The 22,028-nt window shown below is 54.9% G+C and carries 22 protein-coding genes; 8 read left to right on the forward strand and 14 right to left on the reverse strand.

Annotated features, from left to right (window positions below):
- Nucleotides 1-70: 70 nt before the first annotated feature.
- The gene (gene ligA, locus AC2FH6_RS02150; protein ID WP_496700260.1) at nt 71-2,197 is read left to right on the forward strand and encodes an NAD-dependent DNA ligase LigA; all 2,127 of its coding nucleotides are present in this window, start codon (nt 71-73) and stop codon (nt 2,195-2,197) included.
- Complete coding sequence (gene recG, locus AC2FH6_RS02155; protein ID WP_496700991.1) at nt 2,194-4,284, forward strand: ATP-dependent DNA helicase RecG; 2,091 nt, start codon at nt 2,194-2,196, stop codon at nt 4,282-4,284. Before ligA ends, recG begins: the two co-directional genes overlap by 4 nt.
- A gap of 421 nt (nt 4,285-4,705) precedes the next feature.
- Here recG and AC2FH6_RS02160 read toward each other — a convergent pair whose 3' ends face one another.
- Both AC2FH6_RS02160 and AC2FH6_RS02165 read right to left on the reverse strand, forming a co-directional pair.
- Nucleotides 4,706-5,344, reverse strand: coding sequence for a MarC family protein (locus AC2FH6_RS02160; protein ID WP_142633886.1), 639 nt, complete (start codon nt 5,342-5,344; stop codon nt 4,706-4,708).
- A 60-nt stretch (nt 5,345-5,404) separates the two neighbouring features.
- Nucleotides 5,405-5,857, reverse strand: a complete 453-nt coding sequence (locus AC2FH6_RS02165) for an iron-sulfur cluster assembly scaffold protein (protein ID WP_281972123.1) — start codon at nt 5,855-5,857, stop codon at nt 5,405-5,407.
- Nucleotides 5,858-5,905: 48 nt separating this feature from the next.
- Between AC2FH6_RS02165 and hisI the strand changes: the two genes are divergently transcribed.
- Entirely contained in the window at nt 5,906-6,295 is a 390-nt protein-coding gene (gene hisI, locus AC2FH6_RS02170) for a phosphoribosyl-AMP cyclohydrolase (protein WP_496691259.1), read from the forward strand.
- Nucleotides 6,296-6,299: 4 nt separating this feature from the next.
- Here the strand turns inward: hisI and gluQRS are convergent, their stop codons facing one another.
- The 4 genes from gluQRS to AC2FH6_RS02190 all read right to left on the reverse strand — a co-directional run bounded on the left by gluQRS (nt 6,300) and on the right by AC2FH6_RS02190 (nt 10,232).
- Nucleotides 6,300-7,196, reverse strand: coding sequence for a tRNA glutamyl-Q(34) synthetase GluQRS (gene gluQRS, locus AC2FH6_RS02175; protein ID WP_496700993.1), 897 nt, complete (start codon nt 7,194-7,196; stop codon nt 6,300-6,302).
- Nucleotides 7,193-7,807, reverse strand: a complete 615-nt coding sequence (locus tag AC2FH6_RS02180) for a class I SAM-dependent DNA methyltransferase (protein ID WP_496700995.1) — start codon at nt 7,805-7,807, stop codon at nt 7,193-7,195. The genes gluQRS and AC2FH6_RS02180 overlap by 4 nt, the downstream gene beginning before the upstream one ends.
- Nucleotides 7,808-7,844: 37 nt before the next feature.
- Nucleotides 7,845-9,185, reverse strand: a complete 1,341-nt coding sequence (trmFO, locus tag AC2FH6_RS02185) for a methylenetetrahydrofolate--tRNA-(uracil(54)-C(5))-methyltransferase (FADH(2)-oxidizing) TrmFO (RefSeq protein WP_496700997.1) — start codon at nt 9,183-9,185, stop codon at nt 7,845-7,847.
- A gap of 261 nt (nt 9,186-9,446) precedes the next feature.
- Nucleotides 9,447-10,232, reverse strand: coding sequence for an enoyl-CoA hydratase (locus AC2FH6_RS02190; protein WP_282021264.1), 786 nt, complete (start codon nt 10,230-10,232; stop codon nt 9,447-9,449).
- 58 nt (nt 10,233-10,290) lie between these two features.
- Between AC2FH6_RS02190 and AC2FH6_RS02195 the strand changes: the two genes are divergently transcribed.
- The gene (locus tag AC2FH6_RS02195; protein ID WP_142633872.1) at nt 10,291-10,734 is read left to right on the forward strand and encodes a PaaI family thioesterase; all 444 of its coding nucleotides are present in this window, start codon (nt 10,291-10,293) and stop codon (nt 10,732-10,734) included.
- 59 nt (nt 10,735-10,793) lie between these two features.
- On the opposite strand, the gene AC2FH6_RS02200 is transcribed toward AC2FH6_RS02195, so the two are convergent.
- Nucleotides 10,794-11,021 (reverse strand): DUF1127 domain-containing protein, encoded by a 228-nt coding sequence (locus tag AC2FH6_RS02200; protein WP_142633870.1) that lies wholly within the window; start codon nt 11,019-11,021, stop codon nt 10,794-10,796.
- Nucleotides 11,022-11,120: 99 nt separating this feature from the next.
- On the opposite strand from AC2FH6_RS02200, the gene AC2FH6_RS02205 reads away from it, so the two are divergent.
- From AC2FH6_RS02205 to rpsI, 4 genes are all read left to right on the forward strand, one after another.
- Nucleotides 11,121-12,524: an aminotransferase-like domain-containing protein gene (locus AC2FH6_RS02205; RefSeq protein WP_496700998.1), complete on the forward strand. Its 1,404-nt coding sequence runs from the start codon at nt 11,121-11,123 to the stop codon at nt 12,522-12,524.
- 11 nt (nt 12,525-12,535) lie between these two features.
- The gene (locus tag AC2FH6_RS02210) at nt 12,536-13,066 is read left to right on the forward strand and encodes a GNAT family N-acetyltransferase (RefSeq protein WP_496701000.1); all 531 of its coding nucleotides are present in this window, start codon (nt 12,536-12,538) and stop codon (nt 13,064-13,066) included.
- Nucleotides 13,067-13,213: 147 nt separating this feature from the next.
- Nucleotides 13,214-13,672 carry a 50S ribosomal protein L13 gene (gene rplM, locus AC2FH6_RS02215; RefSeq protein WP_113790645.1) on the forward strand — a complete coding sequence of 153 codons (459 nt, stop codon included), beginning with the start codon at nt 13,214-13,216 and terminating at the stop codon, nt 13,670-13,672.
- 5 nt (nt 13,673-13,677) lie between these two features.
- On the forward strand, nt 13,678-14,163 hold the full coding sequence (gene rpsI, locus AC2FH6_RS02220; protein ID WP_271947073.1) for a 30S ribosomal protein S9: 486 nt from the start codon (nt 13,678-13,680) through the stop codon (nt 14,161-14,163).
- A gap of 102 nt (nt 14,164-14,265) precedes the next feature.
- On the opposite strand, the gene AC2FH6_RS02225 is transcribed toward rpsI, so the two are convergent.
- The 7 genes from AC2FH6_RS02225 to AC2FH6_RS02255 all read right to left on the reverse strand — a co-directional run bounded on the left by AC2FH6_RS02225 (nt 14,266) and on the right by AC2FH6_RS02255 (nt 22,027).
- Nucleotides 14,266-15,354, reverse strand: a complete 1,089-nt coding sequence (locus AC2FH6_RS02225) for an SGNH/GDSL hydrolase family protein (protein ID WP_496700271.1) — start codon at nt 15,352-15,354, stop codon at nt 14,266-14,268.
- A 153-nt stretch (nt 15,355-15,507) separates the two neighbouring features.
- On the reverse strand, nt 15,508-16,173 hold the full coding sequence (locus AC2FH6_RS02230; RefSeq protein ID WP_496700272.1) for a YrbL family protein: 666 nt from the start codon (nt 16,171-16,173) through the stop codon (nt 15,508-15,510).
- Between the two features lie 144 nt (nt 16,174-16,317).
- On the reverse strand, nt 16,318-17,478 hold the full coding sequence (locus AC2FH6_RS02235; RefSeq protein ID WP_281994628.1) for an ABC transporter substrate-binding protein: 1,161 nt from the start codon (nt 17,476-17,478) through the stop codon (nt 16,318-16,320).
- 29 nt (nt 17,479-17,507) lie between these two features.
- Entirely contained in the window at nt 17,508-19,394 is a 1,887-nt protein-coding gene (locus AC2FH6_RS02240) for an AMP-dependent synthetase/ligase (RefSeq protein WP_496701003.1), read from the reverse strand.
- Between the two features lie 4 nt (nt 19,395-19,398).
- Entirely contained in the window at nt 19,399-20,172 is a 774-nt protein-coding gene (locus AC2FH6_RS02245) for an ABC transporter ATP-binding protein (RefSeq protein WP_496701004.1), read from the reverse strand.
- Nucleotides 20,169-20,933 carry an ABC transporter ATP-binding protein gene (locus AC2FH6_RS02250; RefSeq protein ID WP_496701005.1) on the reverse strand — a complete coding sequence of 255 codons (765 nt, stop codon included), beginning with the start codon at nt 20,931-20,933 and terminating at the stop codon, nt 20,169-20,171. The genes AC2FH6_RS02245 and AC2FH6_RS02250 overlap by 4 nt, the downstream gene beginning before the upstream one ends.
- The gene (locus AC2FH6_RS02255; protein WP_496701007.1) at nt 20,930-22,027 is read right to left on the reverse strand and encodes a branched-chain amino acid ABC transporter permease; all 1,098 of its coding nucleotides are present in this window, start codon (nt 22,025-22,027) and stop codon (nt 20,930-20,932) included. The genes AC2FH6_RS02250 and AC2FH6_RS02255 overlap by 4 nt, the downstream gene beginning before the upstream one ends.
- Nucleotide 22,028: the final 1 nt, after the last annotated feature.

Consider the following 22,028-nt stretch of genomic DNA (forward strand, 5'->3'; position numbering starts at 1 on the left):
CAGCACATCTGGACCTAGCCATGCCCTCGCCCTATCACTGAACTCCAAGAACAATTGACGGGGCGAGGGCATGAGCAATTCCATTTCTGTATCAGACCTGACGGAAGATCAGGCACGCAATGAATTGGCGCGGCTGGCTGGGCTTTTACATCATGCGAACGCATTGTATCACCAGAAAGACGCCCCCGAGATTTCTGATGCCGACTATGATGCGCTGAAACTCAGAAACTCAGAAATCGAGTCGCGATTTCCGCAACTCAAGCGATCTGACAGCCCATCGGATATCGTTGGTGCCCGCCCCGCCGATGGGTTCTCCAAGATTTCACATGCCGTGCGCATGCTGTCTTTGGGCAACGCTTTTCAAGACGAAGACGTCTCTGATTTCGATCGGTCCGTCCGAAAATACCTAGGGTTGGATGACGAGACGAGTTTGAGCTATACGGCTGAGCCCAAGATCGACGGTCTCTCCCTTTCGCTTCGGTATGAGAGGGGTAGGCTTGTCCAGGCGGCCACGCGGGGAGACGGAGAAGTCGGGGAAAATGTTACCGCAAATGCGCTGACTATTTCGGATATTCCACAGGTAATCACCGGCGCACCAGACATCCTTGAGGTTCGCGGCGAGGTCTATATGTCTCACGACGACTTTGATCGTCTAAATGAGAGCCAGTCCAAGAAAGGCGAAAAAACCTTCGCCAACCCGCGAAATGCCGCCGCAGGATCCCTTCGTCAGTTGGATTCCGCAATTACCCGTTCTCGTCCCCTCAAGTTTTTTGCTTATGCCTGGGGGGAGCTGTCTGAGCCTTTGGCAAGCACCCAATACGAAGCCATACAGCGCCTGAAGGAATTCGGATTTTCAACCAACCCGCTAACCCGTTTATGCGCGGATACAAAGCAGATTCTGGATCACTATCGCAGCATCGAGCTGCAGCGTGCGACGCTTGGATATGACATTGATGGTGTGGTCTACAAGGTAAACGATCTTGCGCTGCAATCACGGCTTGGGTTCCGGTCCAGCACACCCCGCTGGGCAATTGCGCATAAATTTCCGGCCGAGCTTGCCTGGACCCGTCTTGAAGCGATCGACATTCAGGTTGGCCGCACCGGCGCGCTGAGCCCGGTGGCCAGGCTGCACCCGGTTACTGTCGGCGGTGTGGTCGTGTCGAACGCAACGTTGCACAACGAAGATTACATTTCTGGTAAAGACGCAAAAGGCGGCGAGATACGCGAAGGCAAAGACATTCGGATCGGCGACTGGGTTCAGGTTTATCGCGCCGGCGATGTGATCCCGAAGGTTGCCGATGTCGACATTTCGAAACGTCCGGATGATGCCGAAAAGTTCATCTTCCCGGAAAAATGCCCTGAATGTCACAGCGATGCGATCCGCGAGGAAGGTGACGCGGTCCGTCGCTGTACCGGCGGCGTTATCTGCCCTGCACAAGCCGTTGAGAAATTGAAGCATTTCGTCTCACGCAAGGCCTTTGATATCGAAGGGTTTGGAGCAAAGCAGATTGAGATGTTCTATGACGATCCCGATCTGCCAGTTCGGACCCCGGCTGACATTTTTACTCTGAAACAACGAGATAGTGCAAACCTGAACAGGCTGGCTAATCGCAAGGGATGGGGGGCGCAGAGCGCCACCAATCTGTGGCAAGCGATTGATGAAAAACGAGTTATTCCACTGGGTCGGTTGCTGTTTGCACTGGGCATTCGACATGTCGGCGAGGCAGCGTCGAACCTAATCGCAACGCATTACGGATCATGGGATGAGCTGGAAAAAGCGGTTACCATAGCGCATAGTCAGACCGGGTCAGAATGGGATGAGCTGCTGAACGTTGACGGTGTTGGTGAGGTTATGGCCCGCGCATTGGTTTCAGCCTTCGCCCAACCTGCCGAACGGCAGAGCATCGACGATCTTGTGGCTCAGCTTGATGTCCAAGACGCGAAACGGCCCGATACCTCGGGCAGCCCTGTTGCAGGAAAGACAGTGGTTTTTACGGGAACGCTTGAAAAGATGACCCGCGCCGAAGCCAAAGCACGTGCCGAGGCACTGGGCGCTAAAGTGTCGGGGTCAGTGAGCAAAAAGACCGATCTTTTGGTTGCAGGACCGGGCGCTGGATCAAAGGCGAAAAAGGCGGCTGAGCTTGGGATCGAGACGCTCGACGAAGATGGCTGGTTGCAGCTGATCGACGGCAAATGAGTGGTCGGCCCGAATCTCTGTTCCCGCTGTTTTCGCGGCTGGAAACGCTTGACGGCGTGGGGCCGAAAACGGCTCAGGTCTTGGCGCAGTCAGGTGTCGAGACCCCGCGCGACGTCTTGTTCGGGCTGCCTTATGCGGTGATTGATCGGCGCAGGCGCGATACCATTCAAGGCGTCGATTTGCCCTCGACGCTGACCGTAGAAGTCACCGTTGGCATCCATCGCCCCCCTAGAAACAAGGGAGGTGCGTATCGTGTCCATGTTGAAGACAGCCAGACTGAATTTCAGTTGGTGTTCTTTCATGCCCGCGGCGATTACTTGCAAAAAGTGCTCCCTCAGGGCGCGCGCAGGGTGATTTCTGGCAAGTTAGAGCTGTTCGACGGGATCGCTCAGATGGTCCACCCGGATCACATGCTGCCGCCTGCGGATGCGAAGGATATCCCTGAGTTTGAGCCTGTCTATCATTTGACCCAGGGGCTGACCCAGAAAACTGCCTTCAAGGCCGCGCGTAGCGCGGTTGCACTCTCGCCGGAATTGACGGAATGGATTGATCCCGCGCAGGTCGCAAAAGAGAACTGGCCAGACTGGCTGAGCGCTGTACAAGCAGCGCATAATCCGCAGGGTGCGGATGATGTAGCGTCTTTTTCTCCAGCGCATGAGCGTTTGGCCTATGATGAGCTGTTCGCGCATCAACTTACGTTGGCATTGGCCCGCCAAAGAGAGCGCAGGGTCAAGGGGATCGCCAGCGCTGGTACGGGCAAGCTGCAATCCCGTGTGTTGTCGAACCTGCCATACAAGCCCACCAACGCCCAACAGCGCGCAATTCAAGAGATCGCAGGGGATATGGCCTCCGATACGCGCATGAACAGATTGCTTCAGGGGGATGTTGGGTCCGGCAAGACTCTGGTTGCGTTCATGGCGCTGCTGGTCGCGGTCGAGGCGGGCGGGCAGGGCGTCATGATGGCCCCTACCGAGATACTCGCTCAGCAGCATCTGGAAGGGTTGCGCCCCCTCGCCGAAGAGGCGGGCGTGGTTCTGGAAATCCTGACCGGTCGCGACAAGGGGGCGGATCGGCGTGCCAAGCTGTTGGCGCTTCAACGGGGGGATATTCACATTCTGGTGGGCACTCACGCCGTATTTCAAAGCGATGTAGCGTTTCAGGAATTACGGCTGGCAATCGTCGACGAACAGCACCGATTTGGGGTCCGTCAACGCATGGAGCTGTCGGAAAAAGGCAGGGGGGCGGACGTTTTGGTCATGACAGCAACGCCGATCCCACGCAGTCTGGCCCTGACTCAATACGGTGACATGGACGTGTCCGTGCTTGATGAAAAGCCGCCGGGGCGAAAACGTGTCAAAACAGCGGTTGTGAGCACTGAACGGATTCAAGAAGTTGTCTCGCATCTGCAAAAAGCTATTGCTGAGGGCCGCCAATGCTATTGGGTCTGCCCGCTTGTCGATGAATCCGAAGTATCGGATCTGACCGCTGCCGAGGAACGGTTCAAAAGGCTGCGTGCCATTTTGGGGGACGGGATAGTGGGGCTGGTTCACGGCCAAATGCCGCCCGCCGACAAAGACGCAGCGATGAAGGCATTTCAGCAGGGGCAAACCAAAGTTCTGGTGGCGACCACGGTAATCGAGGTTGGCGTGAATGTTCCAAATGCCTCGATCATGGTCATCGAAAGGGCCGAGATTTTTGGCCTGGCGCAGCTGCATCAGCTTCGCGGTCGTGTTGGGCGAGGCGAGGCAGAATCGACATGTCTGCTGATGTATCAGCCACCCCTCGGCGAAGGGGGGCGCAAAAGGCTGGAAGTTCTGCGCGAAACAGAAGACGGGTTCAGAATCTCAGAGACGGATCTGCAAATGCGTGGAGCGGGCGATCTGATCGGTACCGCGCAGTCAGGTCTGCCAAAGTTCCGTATCGCCGATTTGGAAAGGCAGGCCGGTTTGATGGCAGTTGCGCAGTCTGACGCAAGGGCTCTGCTGGGCGTGGACGCTAAACTTGAAACGCAAAGGGGCAAGGCGGCTCGTGTTCTTTTGTGGCTGATGAAACAGGATCAGGCAATTCGTTTGATATCAGTTGGTTAGGCGAAAGTGGGAACATTAGTTCACAAATGTTCTCAAAAAGTTCTTTACCAAGACAGCAAAATATGAGAACAAAAGGTCAACAAAGGATTAAAACCCTGACCGGAGGAACCCATATGCTGACCCAGATCAAGACCACCCTAAGTCGTTCCCAGTCGACGCTGTTGCAGGACGCAGCAGGTGCGGTTGCACTAGTGGTCATACTTATGGTCGCACTTCATCTTCCCGGAACGTATTAAGCCTTTCTGCCTGCGATCTCGTGCCGATCACGCCGCGCTTGTCATCCCCATTTCAATCAAGGGTGACCTGCCTGTCCCAATACCCTTGAAGGGCCATGCCTCGGCCCCGCGCGGATATCCGGACCCCACATGAGAAACGCATTACCTGCCGCCGCCCTTTCCGCCCGAAAGGAGCGGCGGTTTTTTTAAAGCTGGCCGGTTTTCATAATTTCCAACAACGCCGACAGAACCGAGTTTACTGCGACCGATGCCAGGATCATCCCCATGACACGGCTGATGATGGCGGCGCCTGAATGGCCGATCAGCCGAATGATCGGTTCGGCCAGCAACATCAGGACAAAGGCAATCGCAACAACCGACAGCATGACCAAAGCAGTGATCCCCTGATCAGCAACACTGTACCTGTTGTTATCGGTCAAGATGACGATGGCCAGCATCGCACCTGGTGAGGCAAGCGAGGGGACGGCAAGAGGAAAGATCGCTGGGTTGTGTTTGTGGAGTTCGTCTTTGATGTCGTCCTCAGCAGCGCGCTGCTCGACTTCCTGTTTGGGCTCGCCAAAAATCATGGTCAGCGCGAACAGGAAAAGGATAATGCCGCCAGCGACTTGAAAAGAGTTCAGGCCGATATCCAGCGCCTCGATCAGCAGTTGCCCGAAGACCAGGAAAAACAACAGAATCCCGGCGCTGATAAGCGAGGCCACAAGCGCCATTTTGCGGCGTGCGGCGGCCCCAAGCCCTGCGGTAACAGCGATGAAGACCGGGATTGTTCCAATCGGATCAATAACAACCCAAAGCGTGACAAAATGCTCAAGTAAACCGTTCAAAACTGGAATTCCCTTCGTTTATTCCGAAAGGCTATAACGTTTCGCCCGTCAAAACCATGTTTAGGCGCAATTTGCACGTTCCGCCTGTTCAAATGCCTCTGCGGTTGCATCAAGAACCAGCAGGATCGAGGCATGACGGTTCTTATATTCCCGTGCGGGCATCAAAACCTCTAGCCCATCAAATGGGGCCTCGGGTGCCGATCCATCCTTTTTCAGCATCGCGGACAGTTGCTCGCGCGCCTTTTCGACCTGAGCACGCGTTGTTCCGACGATTGCCCCGCCAACAACCGAAGCGGAGGCCTGTCCCAAAGCGCAGGCTTTCACGTCCTGACCGAACTCTGAAATTCTGCCATCCTGAACTTTGACATCAACCGTGATGGTCGACCCGCATAGGGGCGAGCGTTTTTTCACCGTAGCGTCAGCATCATCAAGCCGGCATAGGTGTGGGATGTCAGCAGCAAGGGCCAGAATTCGGCCAGAGTATAGCTTTATCAGGTCATTCTCGCCGGACATGGCTTTCCCTCGTTGAATGTTCCCAATACATAGTGGCCATCCACCGGGATGCAAAAGGTTTTTGTCATGTCTTCCTCAGTCGCGTTCGATGCATCGAGTTTGAAATTCAACGAGGCTGGGCTGATTCCAGCCATCGCTCAGGACGAAAATACGGGCGAGGTATTGATGATGGCCTGGATGAACCAGAGCGCCATTGAAAAGACGCTCGAAACCAGACGCGTTACCTATTGGTCCCGCTCGCGTCAGTCGTTCTGGATCAAGGGTGAAAGCTCGGGCCATGTGCAGGAATTGGTTGATCTCCGCGTGGATTGCGACCGGGATTGCCTGCTTGTCCTTGTGCGCCAGACCGGCCCGGCCTGCCACACCAACCGTCGGTCGTGTTTCTACACAGCGGTCAGAGACGGGGACGAGGTCGAAATCATGACCCCTATGGCTTGATCGGTCAAAGCCCCACCATCGCCCGAATATCTTCGGGCGTCGCACCTTCCTCGCGGAACTTGGCAATGGCTCGCGCATCGTCGCGTTTAGCCAGCCGTTTGCCGGCCTGATCGCGTATCAGGCAGTGATGCAGGTAGATGGGCGTCGGCAACTTCAACAACGCCTGCAGCAGAACGTGGATACGTGTGGCTTCGAACAGATCCTGACCGCGAACCACATGCGTAACTTTTTGTGCAGCGTCATCCAGAACGACCGACAGATGATATGACGTCCCCATATCCCGACGCGACAGAACGACATCCCCGATCGTGTCCAACATCTCGGCCTGGGTGAACCGGACTTTACCGGATTCCGCGCTCGGGCCTTCTCCGATCTCTTGAAACGATGCGGTGTTATTATCGTTCTGAAACAGACTTTTAGCTTGTTCTACAGCTGCCGCCATATCCAATCGCAACGGAACATCCAGAGGGCGCGGTTGCTCCGTTGAACCCAGCTGTCCCCAGCGTACACGACAGGTCCCCGGATAGATAAGCCCATCTGGTCCATGAAGCGGGGCCCCTTCCTGAGGGGCGCTGGCTGCGTTAGCGATGTCTTTTCGATTGCAGGTGCAGGGGTACAGCAACCCTCGCGACCACAGATTATCCAGCACGGCATCATAGGCGGCAGCTCGCGTGGATTGGCAGAGCACCGGTTCCGGCCACGACAGGCGAAGCCAGCGCAAATCATCGTAAATCTGAGTTTCCCATTCTGGACGCGAGCGTGAGCGGTCGATATCCTCGATCCTCAGCAAAAACTGGCCATCCTTCGACTTTGCAAAATCATGGGCCAACATTGCCGAATAAGCGTGGCCAAGATGCAGCGGTCCTGTAGGTGATGGTGCAAATCTGGTTACTAAAGTCACACTTTTTCAACAATATAAACGTCAGACTTCATGTCCATTCCCGGAAGGTGCGGGCCGTATTCGCGGAATAGCAATCGTGCCGCGCCCATATCCAGCCAATCACTGAGGCGAACGGTATAGCTGTGATCTTCAAGTGTATGATCATTAAAGGAAAAAGCAATAACCCCACCTGACGGCAGAGCGTTGATGAGCATATCCAAAGTCTCAGGTGGCGCGGCGCCGACGCCGATAACCCCGATCGCCGTGATGACCTTATACGCGCCAGCCTGCAGCGGATTGGGATCTGCGATGTCAAAGCTAATCAGGTTGCGATAAACCCCTTTGGCCTTGGCGCCCTCTAACATCTGCGGGGTGGGGTCTATTCCATCGACGACCTCAAACCCGACCGCGTTCAGCGCGACACCTGACAGGCCGGTACCGCAGCCATAGTCCAGAATTGGGGTTTTGGGCTCGGGCAGTTGCGACCAGAGAGCCCGGGCGATACGTCCCGGGGTCGCATAACCGTTTGACCCAACCTCATCATCATAAGACGAGGCCCATTTTTGATAATGTGCTTTGGTCGCCTGAGGCGAATCCAGCCCATAGACATCCTTTAGGAATTTATCGCTCATACCGATATGTTAGGACGTCGGGGCCGGACCCGTCCAGTCACCAATGCGCCAACCACTTGGTCCATTCTTCCTTGGCCCGGTCAGTATAGGCCTTGTAGCGGTCTTTTCGGCCACGCCGACCGCCTTTCAACCCATCGACAGGGCGGAACAGACCGAAATTCACGTTCATAGGCTGGAATGTCTTCGCCTCGGCACCGCCAGTGATGTGGTGGATCAAAGCGCCCATGGCACTGTCCTGTGGAATTTCGGGAACGGTACGGCCCAACAACTCGGCAGCAGCCAGGCGTCCGGCCAAAAGACCCATCGCGGCGCTTTCCACATAACCTTCGACACCGGTAATCTGACCAGCGAACCTGATATTGGGCTTTGATTTCAGCCGCATCTGGGAATCCAGCAATGTCGGAGAGTTGATGAACGTATTGCGATGAATACCGCCCAGCCGCGCGAAACTGGCATTCTCTAGCCCGGGTATCATGCGGAACACGTCGGTTTGCGCTCCGTATTTCATCTTGGTCTGAAAGCCGACAATGTTGAACAATGTTCCCAAGGCGTTATCCCTGCGCAGCTGCACCACCGCATGGGGTTTCACCTCGGGCTGATGCGGGTTCGTCAGGCCAACCGGCTTCATCGGCCCGTGGCGCAGCGTTTCACGCCCGCGCTCCGACATAACCTCAATCGGCAAGCAGCCGTCGAAGTAACCAGCGGTTTCGCCCTCATGGAACTCGGTCTTATCGGCGGCCAGCAGGGCGTCGATGAAGGCGTCGTACTGGTCTTTGTCCATCGGGCAATTCAGATAAGCGGTCCGCTCTTCTTCGGTTTCGCCCTTGTCATACCGCGATTGCATCCACGCTTTGCTCATGTCGATGCTGTCTGCATATACGATTGGTGCAATGGCATCAAAGAACGCCAACGACTCGGCGCCGGTTTCCGCGCGGATTGCGTCACCCAAAGCGGCAGAGGTCAGCGGGCCGGTGGCAAATATCCACTGGCCGTCATCGGGCAGGGCGGTCACTTCTTCGCCAGTGATTTCGACAAGGGGGTGAGCCTTTAACCTGGCCGTCACAGATTCCGCAAACGGATCGCGATCTACAGCCAATGCGCCCCCGGCCGGAAGTCGGTGCGCATCTGCCGTTTTCAAGATCAACCCTTCGGCCTCGCGCATTTCCCAATGCAGCAGTCCAACGGCGTTCTGTTCGTCATCATCCGACCGGAATGAGTTCGAGCAGACCATCTCGGCCAAGTTGCCGGTTTGATGCGCAAAAGTTCCGACTTTTGGGCGCATTTCGTGAATCACGACCTCGACGCCCATTTCCGCTGCCTGCCAGGCAGCCTCGGACCCGGCCATGCCGCCGCCCACGATATGCAATTTCTGTGTCATAAGCTGCCACATAGGGCACAGAAGATCGCAACGCAACACAGCAGCGATGGCGCACGGGAAATCATGTTTTCAAGGGATTTTTGGGGTCGCCGATGCGGGAATGTCTGCGCCAGTGAGAGAAACCAGCTCGGAGGGACCTTCCGCCCACGGCGACCCAAAAAGTGTTCAAGGCCTTAGCCTCGTCTCAGCATTGCCACAGTAACGCCCATTTGAAAAGTCCAAAAATGGCGACATTGCGGAAAAATATGCATGACAAATTCCTTATTGGCTCCAATTTGGATCTCTTTTTCCGATAAATGCAGATATTCCTTCTTCGGTATCCCGATGCATCATATTCTGAGCCATTACCTCGCCGGTATAGGAATAGGCCTGATCCAATGGCATATCCAACTGGCGGTAGAAGGCCTGTTTTCCGACTTTCACGGCAGATCCCAGTTTGGAGGCAAGCTGCTCGGCCAGTGAAACAGCCTCATGCTCCAACAGCATTTCTGGCACCACGCGATTGACAAGACCCAGCTCAGCAGCTCGTGACGCCGGAATGAAATCCCCGGTCGTCAACATCTCGAAGGCGTGTTTGCGTGGAATGTTTCGGCTAAGAGCAACCATTGGGGTCGAACAGAACAGCCCGATATTCACACCGTTTACGCCAAACCGCGTCCCTTCAGCAGCTACAGCAAGATCGCAGGTTGCAACCAACTGGCATCCGGCCGCCGTAGCAATGCCGTGCACCTGGGCTATAACCGGCTGCGGAAGCGACTGAATTGAAAGCATCATTTTCGCACAGCGATTGAAAAGGTCCTGAAAATAGGCTTTGCCGCCGTCTTCAGATTGGCGCCCAGCTGTCATCTGTTTCAGATCATGACCCGCACAAAAAGCTTTGCCTTTACCAGAAAGGATCACCGCCCGGATGGAACTGTCTTCGCGCAGGGCATCAAGTTCAGTCTGTAGCGCAGCCAGCATTTCGTCACTTAGGGCATTGAGTCGGTCTGGCGCATTCATTGTAAGCCTAGCCACGGCGTCTGCGTCATTTCGTTCCAGAATTCCCATCTTGCCCTCCGATCTGATGTGAGGCCAACTCTAGGTCGGCAAATCCAGGAGGGGAAGTATGTCATTGGCAATGAATCGGGAGGAACTGGAGGATTATATGAGCCAAATCTTCCCCCAGGTCAGTCAGGACTATTCGGTCCAGGATCTGACCGAAGAGTCCATCGTCATGAGACTTGCCGTTGGCGATCGTCATTTGCGCCCCGGTGGGACTGTCTCGGGGCCGTCTATGTTTGGATTAGCTGATGTAAGCGTTTACGCACTGATCCTGGCGCGCAGGGGCCAGCAATCTCTGGCCGTGACAACCGGTTGTTCAATGGACTTCATGCGTAAACCGGATGGAAATGCAGATTTGATTGCGCGCTGCACCTTGCTGAAGCTAGGAAAAACCCTTGCCGTAGGTGACGTTCTAATATTTTCGGAAGGGTCAGACAAACCCGTCGCTCGCGCAACGATGACCTATTCTTTACCACCAGAGGGGTCAGCTGCGGCAGCTTTTGGGTGAAAAAATGGCCGGGATAAACCCGGCCAAGGAAGAGGTCCCATATAGGGACTGGGGATTACCTAGCCCTGCCAAAAAGGGCGTTCGATCTCTCGTCTGGCCTGATAATTAGTCAGGCCCACATCCTTCAGCAGCCTGTCATCGAGATTGGACAAGTTAATTCGGCTGCGGCGTTGCCGCTCCCATTTTGTGACCGTCGCCGCAAACCGCACGGCCAGTGCGGCAATCAGCGGCAGCCGGGGGCTGTCGTTAAGCGCTATCAGGGCGGGGTTGTGCATTGCGCGTGTCATCTTCGGGTTCCTTTCAAATTGTATTGACACAAACGTAATATGTTCGGTATGAACACTTGATACATTCAGAATTGTGCTGCAATCAAAGGAAGAATTGTAATGGATACAATTTGGCCAGAGTCACTGCCTAAATCCAAAGGGCCAAAATATACACTGGTCGCCGATACAATTCGAAAAGCTATAGATAACAATATTTTGGAAGTCGGTACAAAGCTGCCGCCGGTGCGGGAACTTGCCTATAGGTTACAAATCACACCGGGCACCGTTGCGCGCGCCTATACGATACTCACAGACGAAGGTCTGCTCAGTGCCGAAGTAGGACGTGGTACATTTGTGGCCCCGCCCAAGGCGCCTCTGCTCGATGATGTCTGGGCTCGGCAACTTCATCTCAGAGATGACAAATATGACGCCAATGTCAGCCTGTTCAGCCCGAGGCTTGCCGATATGGGGCAGGTGGCCCTGATCCGCGAATGTATGCAGAAAGTGGCACAATCCGATCCACGCCTGTTTATGAACTATCCAACTCGCGATGCGTATAAACCTATGCGACAGGCTGTTGTAGATTGGCTTTCCGATTTGCCATTGGGACCAATTTCGCAGGACGATATCGTTCTGACCCACGGCGGACAAAACGGCCTTTGCCTTGTATTTCAGACCATATTACGAGGACCAAAGCCGATCGTTCTGGTCGAGGATCTGTCATACGCAGGGTTCCGACGCGCCGGTGAGTTGATGCGTGCAGAGGTCATTGGCGTAAAGATGGACAAATGGGGCGTGGATCCAAACGCTATGGAGCATGTCCTTCGCCAGTCGGCGGCGCAGGCCATATGTGTCTCACCCGAGGTTCAAAATCCGACCGGCTCACATACACCGCTGGAACGCCGCAAAGAAGTTGTGGAAATCGCGCGGCGGTTCGGCGTCCAGATAATCGAGGACGACTGCTACCGCATGGGTGATGCAAGAGCGCCCAGCTATCGCGCCCTGGCGCCGGAAAGGGGATGGCATGTGTCGTCGATCTCGAAGATCTTGACGCCCGCACTGCGTGTCGGGTTTGCCATAGCGCCGCGCGAGCGCAGCGTTGATCTGCGCCGTTCAGCGGAATATGGCTATTTTGGCCTTGCTCAGCCGCTTGCCGAACTGGCGCGGCTGATGTTGTCTGATCCGCGGACGCGCCAAATCGCAAAAGATGTCCGGACCCGGATGGGGGAATATGTGCGCGTGGCCGTAAACGCCCTGGGTGGGTTCGACCTGAACTGGGCCTCAGATGTACCTTTTGTCTGGCTGAACTTGCCTTCTGGTTGGCGAGCAGCTGCGTTCAGCCGCGCAGCCGAGCGAGAGGGAATTCAACTGCGGTCTGCCGATGAGTTTGCTTTGCGTGACGGGCGCGCACCCAATGCGGTTCGCATAGCCATGAACGGGCATGTATCGTTGGATCAATTCGAGGACGCGATGCAGCGTCTCAGGCGTCTGCTGGATAATCCACCCGAACAGATTTCGGTGTAAGGGGACGCTTAATGGATATTCGGGAAATGCGGGGCAGGGGATTTGTCGTCACACCGATGCTCAAAAGTGACTTCGAAGACCTGCACCTTGCAGCCAGCGATCCGTTGATTTGGGCCGGGCATCCCGCCAAATCCCGCCATCAGAAAGAAGTTTTCGCCCCTTATTTCGATTTTCTGTTGAGCGCAGGTGGGTCAGTGACAGTACGCGAAGAGGCGACAGGCCGGGTCATCGGGTGCTCTCGCTATTATGAGCCTCCCGAAGTTCCCGGGGGCATCGGCATCGGATACAGCTTTATCACCCGTGATCACTGGGGCGGAGCCAGCAATCGGGCGATCAAATCGCTGATGGTAAATCAGGTGTTCGGCGAACTGGATGAGGTCTGGTTTCATATCGACCCAACCAACTTGCGATCACAAAAAGGGACCGCGAAACTTGGGGCGCGGTACGTTGATACCCAGCAACTTGTTCTTGGTACCGGGGCTGGGCAGTGGATGCGTTGGGTATTGACGGAAAAAGATTGGCAAAAACATGGGGTAAAATAATACCTATTTTGTAATACATTGTTTTTGCTAAGTTAAAACTGATTTGCGTGTATTGACCCGCCTTTCGCGTGGGTTTAAACCCCATCCATCGAATTCGGACCGCTCCGTATGGGGGCGGTCTTTCACATCAAACAGGACTATCCTGCCATGAAAACCTTTTCTGCAACACCTGCAGACATCGACAAGAAATGGATCCTGATCGACGCCGAGGGCGTTGTTCTGGGCCGTCTTGCCTCGATCGTCGCCATGCGTCTGCGTGGCAAGCACAAAGCGTCGTTCACCCCGAACATGGACATGGGCGACAATGTCATCGTGATCAACGCTGACAAAATCCAGATGACCGGCAAGAAGCGCGAAGAGAACTTCTACTGGCACACTGGCCACCCGGGCGGCATCAAGTCGCGCACCAAGCAGCAGATCCTCGAGGGCAAATACCCCGAGCGCGTCGTGACCCAGGCGGTCAAGCGCATGCTGCCGGGCAACCGCCTATCGCGTCAGGTTATGACCAACCTGCGTGTTTATGCCGGTGCCGAGCATCCCCATGAGGCGCAAGCGCCCGAAGTTCTGGATGTTGCATCCATGAACAAGAAAAACACCCGGAGCTAATGACCATGGCTGATCAGATCAATACTCTCGAAGAGCTGAGCGCCGTAGCAGGCGTTGAAGTTGTGGCCGAAGAAGTCATCGTGCGTGAACCCGTACGCGACGAACTGGGTCGTGCCTATGCCACCGGCAAGCGTAAAGACGCTGTTGCCCGTGTTTGGATCAAGCCGGGTTCCGGTAAGGTCACCGTGAACGGCAAAGACCAGGACGTATATTTTGCACGCCCCGTTCTGCAGCTGATCCTGCGCCAGCCGTTCCAGGTTGCCGGCGTAGAAGGTGAGTTCGACGTTGTCGCAACCGTCAAAGGCGGTGGCCTGACCGGTCAGGCCGGTGCGGTCAAGCACGGCGTGTCGAAAGCGCTGCAGCTGTACGATCCCAGCCTGCGTGGCGCACTGAAAGCCGCTGGCTTCCTGACCCGCGACAGCCGCGTTGTGGAACGTAAGAAATACGGTAAGCGCAAAGCGCGTCGTTCGTTCCAGTTCTCCAAGCGTTAATCGCTCGTACGAACTTTTAAGACTGTTTCAAACGGCCGCACAATGTTGCGGCCGTTTTTCTTTTGTTGATAAGGATTTGGGGTGCCGAATCTGTTGTCGAACTCAGCCGGCTGTTTTGGTTTCGATCAGCGGGGCCAGAATCTGGAACATGAATTCGGACAGAACCCTGTTGCCGTCCGCATTCAGATGGCCATCGTATCGGAAATACAGGTCTTCACCCTTGGTGCCGTATTCCTCGGCGAGGTAGGGCAGCGCTTCGTGCCACTGAAATCCTTGCTCGGCCACCACACCCTCCATTAGGCGGTCGGGTAGGCCGGGATCGACCTCGGGATCGGAAGATGTTTTCGCGGCCTGAAGAACCTGAAACAACTGTGGGACAGACACGACCACAAGCTCGGATCCCTGCGACTGAGTGAAGGCTGCCATGCGGGAAAACACCTGCTTTGTCGTCTCGACTTTGGCTTGAAACAGATCGCTCATCGGGGTGGTGAAAAAGGCCTTTCGCGGCGTCATCAGGTACAGTTGGGTATAGGTCTGATCGTTCGCCATCAGCATTCGCTTTAACAGCGTAACCGAGTGTAGCGAGGATTTCTTGATATTCCCCGAGCCTACAACCGAGCTGACATCGCTAAAGGCGACATCAACGCCATCAACGGTCCGAATGGGCTCATTTGCGAACATATCATTGGGAAGAAAGGTAACCAGCACGATATCAGGGTCATATTTTTCGCTTAACCGCTCGAGATACAGCGCCTGTTGAGATGTGTTATATCCCGGAACACCTGCGTTGATCAGCTGAACAGGCATGCCTTGATCCAGGAACTTCTGGGCCAAGAGTTCTGGCCAGATATCGCCCAGCTCATTTGATGCGCCGAAGGTAAAGGAATCTCCCAGCAACAGGATCTTGATGGTTTTTCCATCGTCTAATGCACTGGCTGGAAAGCGGGTTTCACGAAACCCGTTTTCGTCGACTTTATACTCGACCGTGAACTCTGGTGCATTGATGGCGACGACAGTGTTTGGCCTGTTCGTATGCCCGACGACCGGGTCCTTTAATCCAAGTGGACCACCCTCTGGATATGTTGTCAGAACGCCTTGTGGTGACAGCCAACGGATGCCCAGCTCCACACCAGCAAGAAGCGTTGCAGAGATCATCACGATGATCAGAAAGTTCAGAATTTTTGACCGCATTTTTTATCTAACTACCTAGAATACCATTTACCGAATTGGTCCCGTTATCGTTGTAATGACGAGGACGCACAAAAAACATTTCTGAATGTTGAGATTAACAGCCCGCACACGTCAAGCGTGAGACGAAAAGAAAGTCACTCCAACACGGATTTGTCAGTCCGCTTCACGTCCTAAAGCCTGTTGAGCCAAAGCAAGGAATTTCTGCCGAGTCTGGTCGATCTTTCGTTTGTTCAGGCTTGGGAACCACCTGCGAACTGGGATCGCCTGCTTATTTCCGAAACTGTCTATCCAGACCCATCGTCCTGAGCCGTCGGCCAACGTCTGATAGACGATGTTGCCGGGGTTCTGGTTACTGACCAAAACGTTCTCTTTGACCAAAATGTCAAAATGCGCGTTCAAAGAATCCAAGTGATGCGGCATAAGGCGACGGCTTTGGACCAAACCAATAAGGCTGGGCGATAGCTGTCCGTCAGGCTCGGAAATCCGCTCGTACATGAGCGCCAGACCAAGGTCCGTCTGAACCACACCTCGCACCTCACATACGGGGATAGGAGCAGCGGATTTCTGGTGACGCACCATAAGATCAAACGACTCGTGAAACTCGCGCAGAAATCCTTTGAACGCCGTCGAGCGTCGAAACATCCGATCAAACCAGGTATCCGTCACAAGATGAGCTTCGTCATCTATCGTCTGAGGTTGCGGGATCTTCAGAAGAGTGTCCGGCAGATCAGGGTGTTGATAGACAAATTGCCGATTACCCTGCGCGATGATCTTACGATCTTTCAACGACAACAGATTTTCGATTCGAGTTTTTTCCATTTCGCCTAACTATAGCGGTTTTGCATTGGAACCAATTATCCGCAGGTGGATAGCCCAAAACAAAATGAAAAAGCCGTCCGTATTGGAACGGACGGCTCGTGGTTTCTAACGCCTGAATGCTGATCAAACTCTGTTTTTCAGACGTTACTCTTCGTGGACCAGCTTCCAAGCACCGTTTTCAACAACGCTCACAAACACCGTGTCAGCACCTTGGTGGTCGTCCGGAGAAAACGAGATGTGATTTCCAACCAGTTCGTCGTTGTAGTCGAGTGTCTCCATCGCAGCGATAAAGCTGTCATGAGTCAGATCGGGGCCGGCGGCGTCCAGCGCCTTAACCATCATTTCAGCCGCAGAATAGCCCAACATCGCAAATCCAACGGGGTCTTCGCCTGTTGCAGCCTTATACTCTTCGATGAAGGCTGCAGGGGCCGGTTGATCCGCGCGGGCCCACAAGTCCAGCCATGAGGCGGCGGCATAAAAACCATCCGTCACGCCACCCGGCACCTGGGCAACGACGGTCAGGAAGCTGGCTGATGTTCCCAAGAATTTCATATCCGTTAGACCCATCTTTTTGGCGGTGCCAACCACAGTGATCGCCTGCCGAACCCCAAGGGCCATGGTGACGATGTCGCAGCCTTCATCTCTGAGCTTGCTCAGAGAGCCCACGAAATCGGTCTCATCGGGCTTGTGGGTGGTTTCTGTGCCAAAACCGATCCCAGCCTCTTCGGCACCCGCCTTGCTGCCTTCCAGAATCTCCTCGCCGAAATCGGTGGGCAGATACATGGTGCAGACTGTTTGCGATCCGAATTCGCTGGCCAGATAGTTCACGCCGACACGCGCCTGATCGAAATAGGTGGAAAAGGACGTGAATTTGTTGCGCACTGGTTCTTGCAGCATTTTCTGCGACGACGTCAAAGGCGCGACATTCGGAATGCCCTTGGGATCCAGCAGTTTGAATCCGGCCAGGTTCATCGGCGTACCCAGAGATTGCAACATCGCAAACACCTTGTCGCGGTTCAGCAACTTGTTGTAGCCCTGCATCGCGCGCGGCATCTGATAGCCATTATCCTCAACCACAAAACGGATGGTCCGACCGTGAACACCACCTGCAGCGTTCACGCGGTCGAACACCACATTGGCGCCTTTGGTGGCTGGGACACCAACAGCGGCGAAGATACCGCTCAGATCATTTACCGAGCCGATTACGATCTCATCATCCGTAACACCCTGTGTCTGGGCGCTGGAGAGTGTCGCGACAGCCGTCAAAACTGTGGCAGCGGACAGCCGTTTAATCAGATTCCTCATTACAATCCTCCCTTTGGATAACGTTTTGTCTAATTGTACATGTCTTCAATAAGATGTTCGTGTTTCTTTTCCACAAAGCTGCGCTTGAGCTTCATTGTGGCCGTCAGTTCGTCATCATCTGCCGTCAGCAGAACATCTATCAGGCGGAAATCCTTGATCTGCTCAACCCTTGCGAAATCCTTGTTTGCGGCACCCACTTCGTCTTTGATCTGGTCCCGAACCTCGGCGGAGGCACAAAGAGAGGCGAAATTCGAGAAGGGGACCTTTCGATCCTGCGCAAATTTCTCCACGTTTTCCTGATCAATCATGATTAGTGCAGTCAGGAACTTGCGCTTATCGCCAATTACAACTGCGTCCGAGATAAAGGGGCTGAACTTGAGACGGCTTTCAATCTCGGCCGGGGCGATATTTTTGCCGCCCGCCGTGATGATAAGATCTTTGAGGCGACCCGTAATGGTCACGAAACCGTCTTGGTCGATCTGGCCCATATCACCAGTACGCAACCAACCATCGGCAGTGAAAGTCTCGGCTGTTTTGGCGTTGTTGCGCCAGTAGCCCTGAAAGATGTTCAGCCCTTTAAGCTGAATCTCTCCGCCTTCGGAAATACGGACGTCATTAACGGGCACAGCCTTTCCAATGGTTCCGATCCTGTTATTGCCGAGCGTATTCAGCGTCGCCAGACCCGAGGTTTCGGTCATACCGAACCCTTCGACCAGAGGCACGCCAATGGCCCAATACCATTTCAGCAAATCAGCCGAGATCGGGGCCGCGCCGCTGCCACCGCGTCGCATGTTGTCCAACCCCAGCATCCGGCGCAGATTGCGCAGAACCAGACGGTCCCAAAGCCAGTATTGCGCGGCAACACCTGCCGGAACCGGCTTGCCCGCCAGAATGTATTCGGCCCGTGCCAGCCCCGCCTTGACCGCCAGTCCAAAGGCCACGCGCCCGGTTGCGGTGGCGTCCTGGCTCAGGATCTGAACCTGCGAATAGATCTTCTCCCAGACCCGCGGAACCGCCGTGAACGTCGAGGGCGAGACCTCTTGCAGATTGGCGAACACCGTCTCGGGGCTTTCGGCAAAGTTGACGACGGATTTCGTCGCCAGCGGGAAATAGATGGAAACATCGCGTTCGAGGATATGGCAGAGCGGCAAAAAGCACAGCTGCTCATCAGTTTCCAATGCGGGCAGAGCATGGGCCCCGGCCTCGATTGCGGCAAGGATGTTCTCATGGCTCAGCATTGCGCCTTTTGGCTTGCCCGTGGTGCCCGATGTATAGACCAGCAGGGCGGTATCCTGCGGGGATGCCAGCGCGATTTCCGCATCAAAACGGTCGGGCTCTTCCATCTCGACTTGTTGACCCAGCTCATAAAGATCGCTGATCATCATGCAGCGGTCATGGTCCAGATCATGCAGACCTTCATCCTCGAGGATGATGACCTTCAAAAGGGTCTGCAAATCCACTTCGACCTCAAGGAACTTGTCCAGCTGTTCTTCGTTTTCGACCACCAGAAACCGGCTGTCACTGTCATTGATCAGGTATTTCACCTGGGCGGCCGCATCCGTCGTGTAGATGCCCGAGGCGATCCCACCGACGCCCTGAATGCCCATATCGAACCAAGCCCATTCTTTTCGGTCCTCGGACAGGATCGAAACGACTTCACCACGTTTCAACCCCAGTTTTTGCAGGGCGAGGCCGATCCATTTTGCGTGCTGCCAGTAATCTGCCCATGAATAGGATTTCCAGATACCGAAATCTTTCTCACGATGTGCAGTACGCGTGCCCAAATCGGCGCAGCGCTTTTGAAACAGCTGGCCGATGGTTGTGCATTCATCCACATAGACAGGTCGCTGACCGGGGTTTGCGTTGTACTGAACACCATTAATCATGATCTGAGAGGGCAGGGTGCTTATATTCATGCGCTCACCTCCACGTCTTCTTGCGTTTCCAGCGGCGGTTTTCACGCGCACCTTCTTCCTGCACGCCCAGATAGAAGTTCTGGATGTCTTCAGACTGCATCAGCTCATCCGCGGGGCCATCCATGACGATGCGCCCGACCTCCATGACATAGCCGTGATGCGCCAGTTCCAGCGCAGCATTGGCATTCTGTTCAACCAGCATCATCGTCATGTTCTGCTCATCATTCAGGCGCTTCAGGATGCCGAAAATCTCTTGCACAAGCAAAGGGGACAGGCCCAGAGACGGCTCGTCCAGCAACATGATCCTTGGATTTGCCATCAACCCCCTCCCGATTGCCAACATCTGTTGTTGGCCTCCGGATAAGGTCCCCGCCTCTTGATTGCGGCGTTCTTTCAGGATCGGGAAGTATGAAAAAACCAGATCGCGATCATGATCAATTTGTCCCCGGTCCGACGAGGTATAGGCCCCGAGACTCAGGTTCTCATCCACGGTCAAAAGGGGGAATACTTCGCGCCCTTCGGGTACGTGGACGACGCCTTTCTGCACAACTTTATGTGGCTCAGCCCCTTGAATTTCGACCCCGTCAAAGCTGATCTTGCCCTTTTCCGGGTCCATTACGCCGGACACGGTTTTCATCAATGTGGTCTTGCCGGCCCCATTGGCCCCAAGGATCGACACGATTTTACCAGGATGCACATCCAGCGACACGCCCCGGATTGCCATGATTGGCCCGTAAAAACTTTCGACATTGCGAATGGTCAGGATCGGATCGCTCATGACACTTTCCCCAGATAGGCCTCAACCACTGCCGGGTGTGACTGCACCTGCGCAGGGGTTCCCAGTGCGAGCATTGCCCCATCCGCCATTGCAAGGACCCGATCCGAGACGCCCGAGACCAAAGCCATGTCATGTTCGACCATCAGCACCGTAATCCCCATCTGCCGCCGGATATCATCTATCCACCAGCGCATATCGGTCGTTTCCTCGACCGACAGCCCCGAGGCCGGTTCATCCAGCAGTAACAACTTGGGATCGGTGGCCAGGGCGCGGGCAACTTCAACCACTTTGCGCACACCGTAAGGTAGGCCTGATATCATCTTGTCGCGATAGGCCTGCAGATCAAGAAAATCGATGATTTCTTCAACCTTTTCACGGTTTTCGATCTCTTGCCGCCGGGCCGACGGCAGGAACAGCACCTCGGATAAAAGTTTTGTCTTGCGGTGCCGATGACGCCCGACCAGCAGGTTCTGCAGAACAGTGGCGTGTTCGAACAGTTCGATATTCTGAAACGTCCGCGCAACACCAAAAGCTGCAACGCCGGACGGTTTCACCTGCAGCAAGTCATGCCCGTCATACCGGATTGAACCCTCTATTGGTTCATAAAAGCGCGAGATCAGATTGAAAACGGTCGATTTACCCGCGCCATTGGGGCCGACTATGGCAAAAACCTCGCCGTCTTCGACTGAAAAGGACAGGTCGTTCACAGCCGTGACGCCACCAAATTTCAAGGTGACATTCTTAAATTTAAGCAGGCTCATCTCAGACGCTCCGTCTTGAGATAGGATTTCTGACGTTTGAACATGTCCTTGCGATAGAAGGGAAACAGTTCGAACCATGTCCGGATTTTCAGCCAACGTCCATACATCCCCATGGGCTCAAACAGGATAAAGGCGATCAGGATCATGCCGAAGATTCCAAATTCCAATCCCGGAATTGCGACGGTGCTGCCCCCGAAAACTGCGCCGACATACTCTTTTGCGATCGACAAAAATTGCGGCAGAAACCCTATGACGACAGCGCCCAGAAATGCCCCGTGGATTGAGCCCAGACCACCGATCACGATCATCATCAGCAACTGAATTGAGATTAGGACGCTGAATGTCTCGTTATTGAACGCGCCCGAGAACATACCCATCAGAGCACCTGCCCAGCCGGTCACAGCGCAGGACAGGGCAAATGAGATCATCTTGGTTTGCGCAATATCAACACCCATCGCCTGGGCCGAGACCTCAGAATCTCGCACGGCGATGAAACTGCGCCCAAGCGGTGCGCGCAGCAGGTTGATATAGCCCAGAGTGACCAGAACCGCGACTGCAAGCACCAGCCAGAAGAATTGGACCGGCGTAGCCCAGCGATCGACCATGAATCCAAATATCTCGACCCCGCCGATATATTTACCGGCGACCCCGCCGGTGATCGGCTCGGCCAGGACAATCACGTCATCCATCAGGATCGATAGGGCCATGGTAAAGATTGCCAGGTAGATACCGTGAAGGCGCAGGGCCGGGATAGCAACGGTCACCCCTGCTATCCCGGTCAGGATACCGGCGATCGGGAAGGCCAGCAGGAATGGCAAGCCTGCCTCTATCAAGATGATATTCGCATAGCACCCAAAAGCCATAAAAGCCGCATGCCCAAGGCTGACCTGTCCGGTATGGCCGGTCAGTATCATCAACCCAAGACCTGCAATCGCCCAGATCAAAACATTTGTCAGCTCACCCAGATAGAATGCGTCCAACCACCATGGAGCGGCGATCACGACGCCTAGAAGGATCAGGTATAGGCTCAGTTGATACCGGTCTTTCCAAGGCCGGATATCTTGCATGTAACTGGTCTTGAAAATGATCCGCATG

The organism is Ruegeria sp. CDSC045, from assembly GCF_059610725.1.

Excerpts from the sequence above, each read along its gene's own strand:
- AC2FH6_RS02225 (WP_496700271.1), bottom strand. The coding sequence starts at position 15,354 with ATGCGGTCAAAAATTCTGAACTTTCTGATCATCGTGATGATCTCTGCA.
- ligA (WP_496700260.1), top strand. The coding sequence starts at position 71 with ATGAGCAATTCCATTTCTGTATCAGACCTGACGGAAGATCAGGCACGC.
- AC2FH6_RS02250 (WP_496701005.1), bottom strand. The coding sequence starts at position 20,933 with ATGAGCCTGCTTAAATTTAAGAATGTCACCTTGAAATTTGGTGGCGTC.
- rplM (WP_113790645.1), top strand. The coding sequence starts at position 13,214 with ATGAAAACCTTTTCTGCAACACCTGCAGACATCGACAAGAAATGGATC.
- recG (WP_496700991.1), top strand. The coding sequence starts at position 2,194 with ATGAGTGGTCGGCCCGAATCTCTGTTCCCGCTGTTTTCGCGGCTGGAA.
- hisI (WP_496691259.1), top strand. The coding sequence starts at position 5,906 with ATGCAAAAGGTTTTTGTCATGTCTTCCTCAGTCGCGTTCGATGCATCG.
- AC2FH6_RS02205 (WP_496700998.1), top strand. The coding sequence starts at position 11,121 with ATGGATACAATTTGGCCAGAGTCACTGCCTAAATCCAAAGGGCCAAAA.
- rpsI (WP_271947073.1), top strand. The coding sequence starts at position 13,678 with ATGGCTGATCAGATCAATACTCTCGAAGAGCTGAGCGCCGTAGCAGGC.
- trmFO (WP_496700997.1), bottom strand. The coding sequence starts at position 9,185 with ATGACACAGAAATTGCATATCGTGGGCGGCGGCATGGCCGGGTCCGAG.
- AC2FH6_RS02235 (WP_281994628.1), bottom strand. The coding sequence starts at position 17,478 with ATGAGGAATCTGATTAAACGGCTGTCCGCTGCCACAGTTTTGACGGCT.
- AC2FH6_RS02200 (WP_142633870.1), bottom strand. The coding sequence starts at position 11,021 with ATGACACGCGCAATGCACAACCCCGCCCTGATAGCGCTTAACGACAGC.
- AC2FH6_RS02180 (WP_496700995.1), bottom strand. The coding sequence starts at position 7,807 with ATGAGCGATAAATTCCTAAAGGATGTCTATGGGCTGGATTCGCCTCAG.
- AC2FH6_RS02255 (WP_496701007.1), bottom strand. The coding sequence starts at position 22,027 with ATGCGGATCATTTTCAAGACCAGTTACATGCAAGATATCCGGCCTTGG.
- AC2FH6_RS02165 (WP_281972123.1), bottom strand. The coding sequence starts at position 5,857 with ATGTCCGGCGAGAATGACCTGATAAAGCTATACTCTGGCCGAATTCTG.
- AC2FH6_RS02210 (WP_496701000.1), top strand. The coding sequence starts at position 12,536 with ATGGATATTCGGGAAATGCGGGGCAGGGGATTTGTCGTCACACCGATG.
- AC2FH6_RS02190 (WP_282021264.1), bottom strand. The coding sequence starts at position 10,232 with ATGGGAATTCTGGAACGAAATGACGCAGACGCCGTGGCTAGGCTTACA.
- AC2FH6_RS02195 (WP_142633872.1), top strand. The coding sequence starts at position 10,291 with ATGTCATTGGCAATGAATCGGGAGGAACTGGAGGATTATATGAGCCAA.
- AC2FH6_RS02230 (WP_496700272.1), bottom strand. The coding sequence starts at position 16,173 with ATGGAAAAAACTCGAATCGAAAATCTGTTGTCGTTGAAAGATCGTAAG.
- AC2FH6_RS02245 (WP_496701004.1), bottom strand. The coding sequence starts at position 20,172 with ATGAGCGATCCGATCCTGACCATTCGCAATGTCGAAAGTTTTTACGGG.
- AC2FH6_RS02240 (WP_496701003.1), bottom strand. The coding sequence starts at position 19,394 with ATGAATATAAGCACCCTGCCCTCTCAGATCATGATTAATGGTGTTCAG.